Raw genomic sequence first — 13,092 nt, forward strand, 5'->3', positions numbered from 1 at the left:
GCACTGCTCCCGAGCGGCACCGATCACGGTGCACGGGCGATCATTCCCCAGGACGGCTGCACGGTGGCGAACCGGACCTGCCACGGCCACCGGACTGCAGCGGCTGATGACGAAGGGAGGGCACAACACCCCATAACAACGACGCGGTAAACAGCGCTGTTCGTGCGGGCCCCTACGAGCGCTCTAGCGAACCGCCGCTCGTTCTCAAAGGAAAATATGAGAAGCGGGTCGCTCGTCTTCAAGGCGTGACAACGAGGCAACGGTCGAGCCCCGCCAGGTCGCGGCGTACCGTGACGCGCAGACCCGCAGCCTCGAACAGCGCGGTCACTGCCGCTCGCTGCGTAGACCCGATCTCGACGCAGGCGATGCCGCCTGCCGCGATTTGCGCCGGTAGCAGCGGCGCGAGGCGGCGGTAATCGTTCAGGCCGTCAGCACCGGCGAACAACGCCGACGCCGGTTCCCACTCGCGCACCTCGGCCGGCAGCGCCGCATCGACCTCGATATAGGGTGGATTGCACAGCACCAGGTCGAACGCCTCGCCCGTTCCCGTCCAGTCGCCCGCCATCATCTCCGCACGCGCCGCCATCCCGAGCCGTTCGGCGTTGTCGCGCGCGATGGCGAGCGCGGCGGGCGAGGCATCGATCCCCACGCCGCTCGCGCGCGGCCATTGGTCGAGTGCGGCGAGCTGCAGCGCGCCCGATCCGGTGCCGAGGTCGAGCACGCGGCGCGGTCCCGCCGTGCCCGCGAAATGCGCCACCGCCGCCTCGATCAGCGTTTCGCTGTCGGCGCGCGGAACCAGCACGCCGGGCGCGACGTGGAGGTCGATCGTCCAGAAAGCGCGCGTGCTGGTCAGGTAGGCGATTGGCTCATGGGCTGCGCGGCGTTCGACCAGCGCATCAAAGGAAGCGGGGACCTGCCAGTCGCCCAAGGTAAGGAGCAGTCGCTCGCGCGTGATGCCGAGCGCGTGCGCGAGCAGCAGCTCGGCGTCGAGCCGCGGCGTGGCGGAAAAGGCAAAGCGCTGCGCGGCGGCGGCGAGTGCGGCGCGAGAGGTGGGCATCAGAGCGCTACCGGGTGGCGCCGCGGCGAAGCCGCGTCGTAGGATAGGAGCGGCGCTCCTGCCGGCCGGGCTTGGTCGAGTCCTGCTGCGGCACGCAGCAGGCCGACCTACGCATCCAACGTCGCCAACCGCTCCGCCTCATCCTCCGCGATCAGCGCGCCGACGAGTTCACCCAACTCGCCCTGCAGGATTTCGGGCAAGCGATGCAGCGTCAGGTTGATGCGGTGGTCAGTGACGCGGCCTTGCGGAAAATTGTAGGTGCGAATGCGCTCCGACCGGTCGCCCGAGCCGACCATCGCCCGCCTGGTACCCGATCGCTCGGCCGCCAATCGTTCGCGCTCGGCCTCGTACAACCGCGTGCGCAGGACCTTGAGCGCCTTGGCCTTGTTCTTGTGCTGGGATTTCTCGTCCTGCTGGATGACGACCAACCCGGTCGGCAGGTGAGTGATGCGCACCGCCGAATCGGTCGTGTTGACCGACTGCCCGCCCGGCCCCGACGAGCGATAAACGTCGATCCGCAGGTCCTTGGCCTCGTCGATCTGCACGTCGACCTCCTCCGCCTCGGGCAGCACCGCGACCGTCGCCGCGGACGTATGGATGCGCCCGCCGCTCTCGGTCACGGGCACGCGCTGGACGCGGTGGACGCCGCTCTCGAACTTCAGCTTCGCGAACACGCCCGATCCGGTAATTGAGGCGACGACTTCCTTGAACCCGCCCGCGTCGCTGTCCGACGCGGAGATCAGCTCGACGCGCCAGCCCTGTTCCTCGGCAAAGCGTTGGTACATGCGAAACAGGTCGCCCGCGAACAGCGCCGCCTCGTCGCCGCCAGTTCCGGCGCGCACCTCGAGCATCGCCGAGCGCTGATCGGCGGCGTCGCGCGGCAGCAGCGCCAGTGCCAGCCGCCGGTCGGCATCGGCAAGCGCCGCCTTGTTGTCGCGCAGCTCTTCCTCCGCCATCGCGCGCAGTTCGGCGTCGGCGTCATCGGTCATGTATTGCAGGCTCTCGGCCTCGGCACGCAGCCGCCGCACCTCACCCGCCGCCTGCGCGACCGGCTCCAGCTCGGCATATTCCTTCGACACCGCGACGAAGCGGTCGCCGTCGAGATTGCCCGTCGCCATCAACGCGGAAAGCTCGTCGCGGCGCGCCTCGATCTGGCGGATGCGATCGGGGGAGATGGTCGTCATGCGCGCGCGCCGCTCAACCGAGCACCGCCTGCGCGCGACCCGACCCGCGCAGCACGCGAACAGCGTGACCGTCAGCACGGAACGTCACCGTCTCCGCCGGGTCGAGCTTCAGCGCCTTGTCGTAACGCTTGCGCGGCGAGCCGGTCGCGTTGAGTTCGGCCGAGACACCCGCCCGGCGCAACTTGGCGAGCGCCGCCGTGGCCTCTGCGTGCGCCGCGTCATCCTCGATCACCACCACCACGTCAGGGCCGCTGACCACCGGTTCCTCCAGCAACATTGCCAGCCGCTCGATCCCCGCGGCCCAGCCAACACCCGCGGTCGCCGGACCGCCCAGGCTCTCGACCAGCCCGTCGTAGCGTCCGCCCGCGAGCACCGTGCCCTGCGCGCCGAGCCGGTCGGTGACGAACTCGAACGCGGTGTGGCGGTAATAATCGAGCCCGCGCACCAGCCGCGCGTTGCGCGTCCACGTGACCCCGGCGGCATCAAGCCCGGCGGTGACCGCGTCGAAGAACGCGCGCGCCTCCGCCGTCAGATAGGCGTCGATGTCGGGCGCACTGTCGGCGATCGGACGATCGCGCGGATCCTTCGAATCGAGAATACGCAGCGGGTTCTTGTCGAGCCGTGCGAGGCTGTCCTCCGACAACTCCGCCCGGTGCGCCTCGAAATGCGCGACCAGCGCGGCGCGCCACGCGTCGCGCGTCTCGGCGTCACCCAGCGTGTTCAGCTGCAACGTCACGCCGTCGGCAATGCCGAGTTCGTGGAGCAGCTGGTCGGCGAGGCACAGCAGCTCGACGTCTGCCGCCGGCTCGGGTGCGCCGAGGATCTCGGCGTCGATCTGGTGAAACTGGCGATAGCGCCCCTTCTGCGGGCGCTCGTAGCGGAACACCGCGCCGCTGGTGACGAGTTTCAGTGGCGCGTATTGCTGCCACCCCCCGGTGATATAGGCCCGCGCGATTCCGGCGGTGAATTCGGGACGCAGCGTCAGGCTGTCGTTGCCGCGATCGGGGAAGGTGTACATCTCTTTCGACACGACATCGGTCGTCTCGCCGATCGAGCGCGCGAACACCTGCGTGTCCTCGAACACCGGCACCTCGACGCGCTCGAAACAATAGAGCCGGCGAACGCGGTCGAAGGTCGATTGCACGTGCGCGAAGCGGCGTTCCTCGTCGCGGAAGATATCCTGCGTGCCGCGCACGCGATTGGGGGTCTGAATACGGGCCATAAGCGCGCGCGTATCTAGGCGAGGCCGCGCGCTCGCGCTAGCGGGCTCACATGGATCATGCGGGCAGCTGGTGGGGACGGGTGAAACGCACGCTGGGGCAGCGGATCGCGCCGCCACGCTTCGTGCTGTTCGTGCTGGTCTGCGGCGTCGGCGCAGCGCTGCTGATCCCCGCGATCGGCGTCGGGCGCGGCGTGATGGTCGCATTCGATCTCGGCGCACTCGCATTCCTCGTCTCACTGGTGCCGCTGTTCAGCGAGACCACCGCGGCGGCGATGCGCCGCTCGACACGCGCCAACGATGCCAATCGCGCGCTGCTGCTTGCGATTACTGCCGGCACGACCTTCGTGATCCTCGCCGCGGTCAACGGCGAGTTGAAGGGCAAGAACGACGCGCTGGCGATCGCGCTGGTCATCGCGACGCTGGTGCTCGCCTGGCTGTTCTCCAACATGGTCTACGCGCTCCACTACGCCCACCTGTTCTACAGCGAGGAACAGGACGGGCGCGGCGATGCCGGCGGACTCGACTTCCCCGACACGAAAGAGCCCGATTACTGGGACTTCCTGTATTTCAGCTTTACGCTCGGCATGACGTTCCAGACCTCCGACGTGACGATCGCCAGCGGGCGGATGCGGCGCGTGGCATTAGGTCAGTGCCTCGCGGCATTCGTGTTCAACCTCGGCGTGCTCGCCTTCACGATCAACACGATCGGTGGCGGCGGAGGGTAGACGCGGGCGGTGCCGCGCCGGTAAGTCCTTCTGACCTACACCAGAAAATTCTTAGGGGACCGCTCCGCGCATGATCCGTTCTTTCCTCGGCCTATCGCTGCTCGCCACCTCGTCGCTCGCCCCCGTCATCGCCGCCGCGCAGGTTCCGGCGGGCAATTCCGCGCCGCAGCCGGTACCGATCGTCGATACGATCCCGGAGGCGAAGGACGTGCGCTTTCCCGGCACGCTGCAAGTCAACGTCGACGCGACCGACACGCAGCGTGGCATCTTCCGCGTGACCGAAACGATCCCCGTGCCCGCCGCCGGGCACATGGTGTTGCTGTTCCCGAAATGGCTGCCCGGCGCGCACAGCCCGCGCGGCGAGATCGAGAAGCTGGCCGGGCTGGTCATCAAGGGTAACGGGCAGGTGATCCCATGGACGCGCGACACCGTCGACGTCTACGCCTTCCACCTCGACGTACCCGCGGGCGTCACCCAGCTGGATGCGTCGTTCCAGTTCATCTCCGCGACCAAGGGCGATCAGGGCCGAATCGTCGCGACGCCGACGATGGTCAGCATGGAGCCGAATTCAGTCAGCCTGTACCCGGCCGGGTATTTCACGCGGCAGATACCGGTACAGATGACCGTGAAATATCCCGCCGGCTGGACCGCGGCGGGGGCGCTCAAGGCGCAGGTGACCGGGTCGACCTACGCGTACGAGCCGACCAATTACGAGATCCTGGTCGATTCGCCGATGCTTGCGGGCAAGTACGGCCGCGTCATTCCGCTGTCCTCGCGCGTCAACCTGAACGTCTTCGCCGACGATCCCGCCGAACTAGTCGCTACCCCGGCGCAGATCGACGCGCACAAGCGGCTGGTCGAACAGGCGGCGAAGACCTTCGGCGCGCAGCATTACGACCATTACGAGTTCCTGCTGTCGATCACCGACCAGCTCGGTGGGATCGGGCTGGAGCATCACCGCTCGAGCGAGAACGGTGTCACGCCGGGCTATTTCACCAAGTGGGATGAGGGGCCCGGCCGCCGCAACCTGCTGCCGCACGAATTCACCCACTCCTGGGACGGCAAGTTCCGCCGCGGCGCGGAGCTGTGGACGCCCGATTACCGCACGCCGATGCGTGACCAGTCGCTATGGGTGTACGAAGGACAGACGCAATTCTGGGGCTACATTCTCCAGGCACGCTCGGGCCTCGTCACCAAGCAGGATACGCTCGATCAGCTGGCTGCGATCGCGGCGAGCTACGATGCGCAGCGCGCGCGCGACTGGCGCGACCTGATCGACACCACGAACGATCCAATCATCTCCGCGCGACGTCCAAAGGGTTGGACCAGCTGGCAGCGTTCGGAGGATTATTACAACGAGGGCCTGCTCGTCTGGATGGAGGTCGACTCGCGGCTGCGCGAGCTGTCGGGCGGCAAGAAGTCGATCGACGATTTCGCGCGCGCCTTTTTCGGCATCCGCGACGGCGACTGGGGTGAGGTGACCTACACGTTCGAGGACGTGGCGGCGACGCTCAACAAGATCCAGCCGTACGACTGGGCGACGCTGCTGCGCCAGCGGCTGACCGAGCATGCGCCGGGCGCGCCGATCTCGGGATTTGAGCGCAACGGTTACCGCCTGACTTACACCGACACGCCCCCGCCGTCGTTCAAGAGCGGGGAATCGTCGCGCAAGATCACTGACCTAACCTATTCGGGCGGCATGATCGTCAGCAATGGCGAGAGCAAGGGCGCGGTCACCGGCGTCAGCTGGGGCGGCGCCGCGTTCAACGCGGGGCTGACGGTCGGCGCGACGATCGTGTCGGTGAACGGCGAGCCTTACTCGGCCGACGCGCTGAAGAAGGCGATTCGCGGTGCACAGACGCCGAACGGCCAGGCCGGTGGCACGCCGATCCAGTTGATCGTCCGGCAGCAGGACGCTTATCGCACGGTGACGCTCGACTGGCACGGGGGCTTGCGCTACCCGCGCCTCGAAAAAATCGGCAAGGGCGATTCCGGGCTCGACCGCCTGCTCGCACCGCGCTGAGCTACGGGGCGTGATCCAAGTAACAAGGGACGACAATGCGTATTGACCTAATCCCGGTCGGCAAGAACCCGCCCGACGACCTGAACGTGATCATCGAAGTGCCGACCGGCGGCGAGCCGGTGAAGTACGAGTTCGACAAGGCGTCGGGCGCGCTGTTCGTCGACCGCATCCTGCACACGCCGATGCGTTATCCGGCGAACTACGGCTTCGTGCCGCACACGCTGTCGCCCGATGGCGATCCGCTCGACGCTTTGGTGGTCGCGCGCTCGCCGTTCATCCCGGGCTGCGTCGTGCGCGCGCGTCCGATCGCGGTACTGAACTTGGAAGACGAGGCCGGCGGCGACGAGAAGCTCGTCTGCGTGCCGGTCGATTCGACCTTCCCGTATTACACCAAGGTCGACGGACGCGAGGACCTGCCCGAGATCGTGTTCGAGCAGATCGAGCACTTCTTCACCCACTATAAGGATCTGGAAAAGAAGAAGTGGGTGCGAATCGGCACCTGGGGCAATCGCGACGAGGCGCGCCGGATCACGCTCGAGGCGATCGAGCGCTACAATGATGCGAAGGCGCACGGCGAGGAACCACACGACCACGACGTTCCCGGTCGCGATTGAACGACAAGGTCGAGAGGCGCGTCCCGCGCGCCTCTCGCCTTCACAACTCCTCACTCAGGCAGTCGCACCGGCGGTGAGCTTCAGACCGGCAATGCAGGCGACCACGCCCGCGATCAGCAGCAGCCGGACCAGACTGGCCGGCTCTCCGAACCAGACGATCCCGACGACGACGGTACCGAGCGCACCGATCCCGCCCCACACCGCATAGGCCGTTCCCATCGAGATGCTGCGCGAGGCAACCTCCAGCAGCGTCATCGAGCACGCGACGCTGGCGAGGAAGCCGAGCGTCCAGGGAATGTTGCGAAAACCCTCGACGTGACGCAGGCAGGTCGTGAAGCCGATCTCGAACAACCCGCCGACGATCAGCAGCAGCCACGCCATCAATTACGCCCGGCGAGTTGCACCAGCGCATCGCCCGTCACGCGCTGGATCGTCCATTCCTCCATCGGCACTGCACCGATCTTGCGGTAGAAATCGATCGCCGGCGTATTCCAGTCGAGCACCGACCATTCGAAGCGCCCGCACCCCCGGTCGAGCGCGATGCCGGCGAGATGCGCGAGCAAGGCGCGCCCCGCTCCCTGCCCGCGCGCATCCGGCGTGACGTACAAATCCTCGAGGTAGAGCCCGCGCTTGCCGGTCCAGGTCGAGAAATTGTGAAAGAACAGTGCGAAGCCGACCGGCTCGTCGTCCTCCGCGATCAGCGCCTCGGCGGCGGGGTGTTCGCCGAACAGCGCTTGCGCGAGGCTCGCCTCATTTGCCTCGACCGCGTCGGGTTCGCGTTCATAGGCGGCGAGTTCGCGGATGAAGCGCAGGATCGTGGCCACGTCGGCGTGGGTGGCGGGGCGGATGTCAGTCATGCCACCTGCTCTATCGGACTTCGCGCGGAACCGCGACGGCGTGCGGCGTAGAGGCACGCACCGACGATGATCGCCGCACCCAGCAGCGTGGTCGGTTGCACACGCTCGCCGAAGACGAGCCAGCCGAGCGCGGCAGCATAGACGAAGGAGGTATATTCGGTCGTCGCGAGATAGCCCGTCTCACCGTGCGCATAGGCCCAGGCGAGGAGGAACAAGGAGGAGGTGCCGAGCGCGGCGGCGATCGCAATCTTCCACCACTCGCCCGCCGGCGGCAGGTGCGCGAGCCACGGGGCGGCGCAGGCGAGGATCGCGGTGACGATGGCGGATTGCAGGAACGCGATCTCGGCCGGGCGCGCAGCCTGGCTCTGCAACCGCGCGACGACGAGGTTGACCGCGTAGAGCACCGCGGAGGCGAGGATCGCGACCGCGCCCTCGAACGCCTGCGGACCCATCGCTGCGCGCTGCTGCCCGGTGAGGATCACGCCGACACCGATGATCGCGACGAGCGAGGCGGTCACGACACGGCGACCCACCCGCTCCTTCAGGAACAATGCCCCGAGCAACAGGGCGAGCAGCGGTGCGATATAGGCGAGCGAGATCGCCTGCGCCATCGGCACGCGGGCGAGGCCCCAGAAGAACAGCAGCGCCATCGCCGCCGTGATCGCACCACGCGCCAGATGCAGCCGCAGCGCGCGGGCGCTGGGTTGCGGGCGCCCGGCAACGACCCACGCCGCACCACCGAACAGCGTCGACAGTCCCGTGCGCCAGACTAGCGCATTGTAGACGCCCAGCCCCAGCACCAGCGATTTCATGAACGCGTCCATGACCGAGAACAGCCCGATCCCGGCAGCGGCAACCGCGAAAGCGGCGGCGGGAGCGAGGTGTCGCGTGCTCATGTCTGCCCCTCAACGACACGCGAAGTTGAGGCGAAGTTGAGAAAGTTGACATTCACGCGCACGCGCGGTGCACGTCTCAACTTCGCTCGTCGGCAGGGGCAGGCATGAAGCGTCGGCACGCCCCCGCTATGGCCGATCCCCGCACGATAGGACAGGATCAGTGCGGCGCGAGGCCCATCTCGACCCCGGTCTTGTCGTGGAGTGCGAAGCGGTCAACGAGGTCGGCGCTCGCGCGGTTGTAGCCGACAACCTCCACCACGCTGCCGTCGCGCCTGAGCCGCGCGACGATCTTGTCGAGCGCGCCGACGCCCGAAATGTCCCAGAAATGCGCCGCAGTCACGTCGATCAGCACCACTGGTGCGCGCTCGTCGGTGAAAGCGCGGGTGAAGCGGTCGACGGAGGCGAAGAAGATCTCACCCGAGACGCGGTAGGTGGCCTGCGTGCCGTCGGCCGACAGATCACGCTCGACCGCGAACATCCGCTGTACCTTTCCGGCAAAGAAGATGCCCGACAACAGCACGCCCGCGAGCACGCCGAGCGAAAGGTCGCGCGTCGCCACCACGACGACAACGGTTGCAAGCATCACCGCCGAGGAAGTCGGCGGATGACGGCGCAGGTTCGAAATCGAGTTCCAGCTGAACGTGCCGATCGACACCATGATCATCACCGCGACCAGCGCGGGCATCGGCACGCGCCCGACCCATGGCCCGAGCACGGCGAGCAGGAACAGCAGGAACGCGCCGGCAACGAAGGTCGACAGCCGCCCGCGCCCGCCCGAGGTGACGTTAATGACCGACTGACCGATCATCGCGCAGCCGCCCATGCCGCCGAACAAGGCGGCAACGATGTTGGCCCCGCCCTGCCCGGCGCATTCCTGCCGCTTGTCACTGTCGGTGTCGGTCATGTCGTCGACGATCTGCGCGGTCAGTAGCGACTCAAGCAGGCCGACAGCGGCCATCGTCAGCGAATAGGGCAGGATGATCCGCAGCGTCTCAAGGCTGAGCGGCACCTGCGGCAGCGCGAACGCGGGCAGGCCATCGGGCAGCTTGCCCATGTCGCCGACGGTGTTGACCGACAGGCCGAGCGCGATGCTGATCGCGCTGAGCACCAGGATCGCGACCAGTGGCGAGGGCACCAGCCTGGTCACGCGCGGCAGGCCGTAGATGATCGCGAGCCCGCCCGTGACCATCGCGTAGGTGACCCAGGTCACACCGGTCAGCTGCGGCAGCTGCGCCATGAAGATCAGGATGGCGAGCGCGTTGACGAAGCCGGTGATGACCGAGCGCGAGACGAACTGCATCACCAGGTCGAGCCTGAGCAGCCCCGCCACAATCTGGATCAATCCCATCAGGATCGTCGCGGCGAAGAGGTATTCGACGCCGTGGTCGCGCACCAAGGGGCCGATCAGTACCGCGACCGCCGCGGTGGCAGCCGAGATCATGCCGGGACGCCCGCCGATCAGCGCGATCGTCATCGCGATCGCGACCGAGGCGTAGAGGCCGACGCGCGGATCGACGCCGGCGATGATCGAGAAACCGATCGCCTCCGGGATCAGCGCGAGTGCGACGACGATACCGGCCAGCACATCGCGGCGGGCAGCGGCGGCGTCAGTGAACCACTGGCGCCGGTAGGCAGAAAAGTTGAGTGTCATCGAGTATCCACAACAGGGCACGGCACGCCGCGACGGGCGTGCTCAAGAAGAACAGTGCGTGTTGTTGTCCGGCGGATCGGCGGCCGGAATAGCCACCCGGAATTTCACCGGGTCCATGCGAATATCGCGTCTATAGTCACGGCGTACGCACGAAGGCAAGCGGGCTACCGGCGGGCTCGCGTGCGGCCACCGCCGATCGCACGCAGATCACATCGCGATCATCCACACCGCCATTGCGATCATGCCGAGGTTCTCGATCAGCGACACGAAGCCGAGCGGAACGTTGGTGCTGCCGCCGACGCAGGCACATTTCAGCTCGCGGCGGTCGATGTATACCGACTTGAACACCGACACCGCGCCGATACCGCCGATGACGAGTGCGATCGGCGCCGACAGCCAGGTCAGCACGCCCGCCGCCATCAGCACACCCGCCGCGCCTTCCGCGAAGGGATAGATGTAGCCGTAGCGCACCCACCGCCTGGCGAGCAGGTCGTAGTTCAGGAACATGGTGGAGAAGCGCTCCACGTCCTGCAGCTTCAACAGCGCGAGTACGGCCATGCTGAACCCGCCGAACCACATCAGCGCGGTTCGCGTGAACGGCGTGCCGAACGCGGCGATGCTGGCGGCGAGGCTGAGCAATGCGGTGATCGCGAAGACGGCTATGACGGGGCGGTAGCTCGTCTCGCCCGCGGCCGGCACGTGCTGCCCGAAATAGCGGCGCAGGTCGTCGTAGCCGCCGATCCGTGCGCCCTCGATGAACACCTGCGGCGTCGTCTTCACGTCGTGCTCGGCCTTGAACGCGTTGGTCTGCGCGTGCGTCGTCAGCCAACGATCGTCGACCGCGTAGCCGCGGCGCTGCAACAGATCGCGCGCCTTCAATCCGTACGGGCAGACGTGGTCGGGCATGACCATGCGATAAAGCACGGCGCGCTGCTGTTCGGTGCGGGTCGTCGACATCGCACCTATATGGGTTCCGTACCACAGTCCGGAGTCAAGACGAGTGACGCTGAAAATCGCGCAACTGGCACAGGCAGGTGGCGTAGGGGTCGAAACGGTGCGCTATTACCAGCGCCGCGGGTTGCTCGCCGAACCTGCGCGTGGGTCAGCAGGCGCGATCCGCCGCTACGGCGCTGACGACGTGCGACGGCTGCGCTTCATCCGGCAGGCACAGGCGGCGGGGTTCACGCTGGCAGAGATCGCCGAGCTGCTCGCGCTCGACGCAGGCCACGACCGCGCAAGGGCACGCGAACTGGCGCGCAGCCGGATTAGCGCGATCGACGCGCAGATCGCCTCGCTGACGCAGGCGCGCGACGCACTGTCGCGGCTGGCAGGCGAGTGCGCGCGGGGTGGCGAAGGACCGTGCCCGATCCTTGCGGCGTTCGATGAGGGGTGATGTGCGCGAAAGTCCTTGCGATCGCAGTTAGGCGCGCGAGCCAATCAGCGATTAGTCATACTGCTGGATTGCGAACGTAAAGCATCATTGTATGCTTCACTCACATTCCGGGGGGATTGAGCACGAATGATATCGATTGCGTTACTCCTGATGCTTTCGTCATCAAGCGTTGCACAAGGTCAAACAGCGGCAATCGCTGAGCCTCTAAAGCCGCCTAAGCCGGCTATGGGCCAAAACGGTCTTATAGGAGCATCCCCTTACCCGGCCGATGCCGTGAGGATGAAGCAGGAAGGCACCACCGTTCTTGTGCTTCATGTGACGGCGAAAGGCAGGGTTAGCTCATGCACGATCGCGGAAAGTAGTGGCACCAAAAGCCTTGATGATGCGAGTTGTGCATTTGTGCGTCGGCTTAAGTTTGATCCCGCCATCGCCGCAGGTGGCCAAGCAGTAGAAGCCGATACTCGCTTTCCAATGGCGTGGCACCTACCACGTTGAGAGGCCACGCCCTTACTCAAGCCGTTAAGTCACTCCGCGCTTAGACGACAGCAGACGACTGCTAACTCTGAATCGTCCATGAGTGTGTATCGACCAGTTAGTAGCGTTGGTGGAAAGCACGAAGTTGATCCGCACACTCCCACTCTCATGCCGAGCTATTCCGCCGCCATCTTCGCCGCTGCCGCGTGCGACTCGATTTCGGCGGCCTTGGCCTCGACCAGGCGGACGATGTGGTCGATCATGCCGGCGTCCTGGACGTGGTGGTCGGTGACGCCCGACAGATAGACCATGTGCTTGCCGTTGCCGCCGCCGGTGATGCCGATGTCGGTTTCGCGCGCCTCGCCGGGGCCGTTGACGACGCAGCCGAGCACCGACAGCGACATCGGCGTGCGGATGTGCTGGAGCCGTTCCTCCAGCGCCTGCACGGTGCGGATCACGTCGAAACCTTGGCGCGCGCAGCTTGGGCACGACACGACGCGGACGCCGCGGTTGCGGATGCCGAGTGCCTTCAGGATTTCGAACCCGACGCGGACCTCGTCCTCGGGCTCGGCCGACAAGGACACGCGGATCGTGTCGCCGATGCCGAACCACAGCAGCGATCCGATGCCGATCGACGATTTGACGGTGCCGCCAACAAAGCCGCCCGCCTCGGTGATGCCGAGGTGCAGCGGGCAGTCGACGACGCTGGCGAGCTGTTGATAGGCGGCGACCGCGAGGAAGAAGTCCGACGCCTTCACCGCGACCTTGTACTCGTGAAAGTCATGGTCCTGCAGCAGCTTGATGTGATCCAGCGCCGATTCGACCAAAGCGTCGGGGCACGGCTCGCCGTATTTCTCGAGCAGGTGCTTCTCGAGACTACCGCCGTTGACGCCGATGCGGATCGCGCAGCCGTTCGCCTTGGCGGCGCGGACGACCTCGGCGACACGGGACGCCGAACCGATGTTGCCGGGGTTGATGCGCAGGCAGGCCGCACCC

The 13,092-nt window shown here is 66.6% G+C and carries 14 protein-coding genes and 1 other annotated feature; of the genes, 5 read left to right on the plus strand and 9 right to left on the minus strand.

The features are described from left to right. Nucleotides 1-238: 238 nt before the first annotated feature. The 3 genes from prmC to hisS all read right to left on the minus strand — a co-directional run bounded on the left by prmC (nucleotide 239) and on the right by hisS (nucleotide 3,463). Nucleotides 239-1,057: a peptide chain release factor N(5)-glutamine methyltransferase gene (gene prmC / locus QZ847_RS13535; RefSeq protein ID WP_294357292.1), complete on the minus strand. Its 819-nt coding sequence runs from the start codon at nucleotides 1,055-1,057 to the stop codon at nucleotides 239-241. Between the two features lie 107 nt (nucleotides 1,058-1,164). Then, nucleotides 1,165-2,241 (minus strand): peptide chain release factor 1, encoded by a 1,077-nt coding sequence (gene prfA, locus QZ847_RS13540; protein WP_294357294.1) that lies wholly within the window; start codon nucleotides 2,239-2,241, stop codon nucleotides 1,165-1,167. Nucleotides 2,242-2,254: 13 nt separating this feature from the next. After that, nucleotides 2,255-3,463 carry a histidine--tRNA ligase gene (gene hisS / locus QZ847_RS13545; RefSeq protein ID WP_294357296.1) on the minus strand — a complete coding sequence of 403 codons (1,209 nt, stop codon included), beginning with the start codon at nucleotides 3,461-3,463 and terminating at the stop codon, nucleotides 2,255-2,257. Nucleotides 3,464-3,513: 50 nt separating this feature from the next. Between hisS and QZ847_RS13550 the strand changes: the two genes are divergently transcribed. The 3 genes from QZ847_RS13550 to ppa all read left to right on the plus strand — a co-directional run bounded on the left by QZ847_RS13550 (nucleotide 3,514) and on the right by ppa (nucleotide 6,825). Then, on the plus strand, nucleotides 3,514-4,188 hold the full coding sequence (locus QZ847_RS13550) for a DUF1345 domain-containing protein (protein WP_294357298.1): 675 nt from the start codon (nucleotides 3,514-3,516) through the stop codon (nucleotides 4,186-4,188). 70 nt (nucleotides 4,189-4,258) lie between these two features. Then, a complete protein-coding gene (locus QZ847_RS13555; RefSeq protein ID WP_294357300.1) occupies nucleotides 4,259-6,211 on the plus strand; it encodes a peptidase M61 in 1,953 nt (650 codons plus the stop codon). Between the two features lie 35 nt (nucleotides 6,212-6,246). Then, nucleotides 6,247-6,825 (plus strand): inorganic diphosphatase, encoded by a 579-nt coding sequence (ppa, locus tag QZ847_RS13560; protein ID WP_294357302.1) that lies wholly within the window; start codon nucleotides 6,247-6,249, stop codon nucleotides 6,823-6,825. 54 nt (nucleotides 6,826-6,879) lie between these two features. On the opposite strand, the gene QZ847_RS13565 is transcribed toward ppa, so the two are convergent. The 5 genes from QZ847_RS13565 to QZ847_RS13585 all read right to left on the minus strand — a co-directional run bounded on the left by QZ847_RS13565 (nucleotide 6,880) and on the right by QZ847_RS13585 (nucleotide 11,186). Further along, complete coding sequence (locus QZ847_RS13565) at nucleotides 6,880-7,206, minus strand: multidrug efflux SMR transporter (protein ID WP_294357304.1); 327 nt, start codon at nucleotides 7,204-7,206, stop codon at nucleotides 6,880-6,882. After that, nucleotides 7,206-7,682: a GNAT family N-acetyltransferase gene (locus QZ847_RS13570; protein ID WP_294357306.1), complete on the minus strand. Its 477-nt coding sequence runs from the start codon at nucleotides 7,680-7,682 to the stop codon at nucleotides 7,206-7,208. Before QZ847_RS13570 ends, QZ847_RS13565 begins: the two co-directional genes overlap by 1 nt. Next, nucleotides 7,679-8,578 carry a DMT family transporter gene (locus QZ847_RS13575; protein ID WP_294357308.1) on the minus strand — a complete coding sequence of 300 codons (900 nt, stop codon included), beginning with the start codon at nucleotides 8,576-8,578 and terminating at the stop codon, nucleotides 7,679-7,681. The genes QZ847_RS13570 and QZ847_RS13575 overlap by 4 nt, the downstream gene beginning before the upstream one ends. 157 nt (nucleotides 8,579-8,735) lie before the next feature. Further along, nucleotides 8,736-10,229 (minus strand): SulP family inorganic anion transporter, encoded by a 1,494-nt coding sequence (locus QZ847_RS13580; protein ID WP_294357310.1) that lies wholly within the window; start codon nucleotides 10,227-10,229, stop codon nucleotides 8,736-8,738. A 62-nt stretch (nucleotides 10,230-10,291) separates the two neighbouring features. Then, nucleotides 10,292-10,347: a sequence feature (sul1 is cis-regulatory element that is thought to sense ions involved in sulfur or methionine metabolism; They are found in Alphaproteobacteria), on the minus strand. An 89-nt stretch (nucleotides 10,348-10,436) separates the two neighbouring features. Then, complete coding sequence (locus tag QZ847_RS13585; protein ID WP_294357312.1) at nucleotides 10,437-11,186, minus strand: glutaredoxin; 750 nt, start codon at nucleotides 11,184-11,186, stop codon at nucleotides 10,437-10,439. A gap of 43 nt (nucleotides 11,187-11,229) precedes the next feature. Between QZ847_RS13585 and QZ847_RS13590 the strand changes: the two genes are divergently transcribed. Continuing rightward, on the plus strand, nucleotides 11,230-11,622 hold the full coding sequence (locus QZ847_RS13590) for a MerR family DNA-binding protein (RefSeq protein WP_294357314.1): 393 nt from the start codon (nucleotides 11,230-11,232) through the stop codon (nucleotides 11,620-11,622). Nucleotides 11,623-11,847: 225 nt separating this feature from the next. Continuing rightward, a complete protein-coding gene (locus tag QZ847_RS17015) occupies nucleotides 11,848-12,117 on the plus strand; it encodes an energy transducer TonB (RefSeq protein ID WP_366930198.1) in 270 nt (89 codons plus the stop codon). Nucleotides 12,118-12,272: 155 nt separating this feature from the next. Here QZ847_RS17015 and ispG read toward each other — a convergent pair. After that, on the minus strand, nucleotides 12,273-13,092 hold an 820-nt coding region (gene ispG, locus QZ847_RS13595), incomplete at its 5' end, for a flavodoxin-dependent (E)-4-hydroxy-3-methylbut-2-enyl-diphosphate synthase (protein ID WP_294357316.1).

It is taken from the genome of uncultured Sphingomonas sp., from assembly GCF_913778135.1.
Taxonomy (GTDB): domain Bacteria; phylum Pseudomonadota; class Alphaproteobacteria; order Sphingomonadales; family Sphingomonadaceae; genus Sphingomonas.

Coding starts and splice junctions, on each gene's coding strand:
- QZ847_RS13585 (WP_294357312.1), bottom strand. CDS start 11,186: ATGTCGACGACCCGCACCGAACAGCAGCGCGCCGTGCTTTATCGCATG.
- prfA (WP_294357294.1), bottom strand. CDS start 2,241: ATGACGACCATCTCCCCCGATCGCATCCGCCAGATCGAGGCGCGCCGC.
- QZ847_RS13550 (WP_294357298.1), top strand. CDS start 3,514: ATGGATCATGCGGGCAGCTGGTGGGGACGGGTGAAACGCACGCTGGGG.
- QZ847_RS13555 (WP_294357300.1), top strand. CDS start 4,259: ATGATCCGTTCTTTCCTCGGCCTATCGCTGCTCGCCACCTCGTCGCTC.
- QZ847_RS13565 (WP_294357304.1), bottom strand. CDS start 7,206: ATGGCGTGGCTGCTGCTGATCGTCGGCGGGTTGTTCGAGATCGGCTTC.
- QZ847_RS13580 (WP_294357310.1), bottom strand. CDS start 10,229: ATGACACTCAACTTTTCTGCCTACCGGCGCCAGTGGTTCACTGACGCC.
- prmC (WP_294357292.1), bottom strand. CDS start 1,057: ATGCCCACCTCTCGCGCCGCACTCGCCGCCGCCGCGCAGCGCTTTGCC.
- QZ847_RS17015 (WP_366930198.1), top strand. CDS start 11,848: ATGGGCCAAAACGGTCTTATAGGAGCATCCCCTTACCCGGCCGATGCC.
- hisS (WP_294357296.1), bottom strand. CDS start 3,463: ATGGCCCGTATTCAGACCCCCAATCGCGTGCGCGGCACGCAGGATATC.
- QZ847_RS13575 (WP_294357308.1), bottom strand. CDS start 8,578: ATGAGCACGCGACACCTCGCTCCCGCCGCCGCTTTCGCGGTTGCCGCT.
- ppa (WP_294357302.1), top strand. CDS start 6,247: ATGCGTATTGACCTAATCCCGGTCGGCAAGAACCCGCCCGACGACCTG.
- QZ847_RS13570 (WP_294357306.1), bottom strand. CDS start 7,682: ATGACTGACATCCGCCCCGCCACCCACGCCGACGTGGCCACGATCCTG.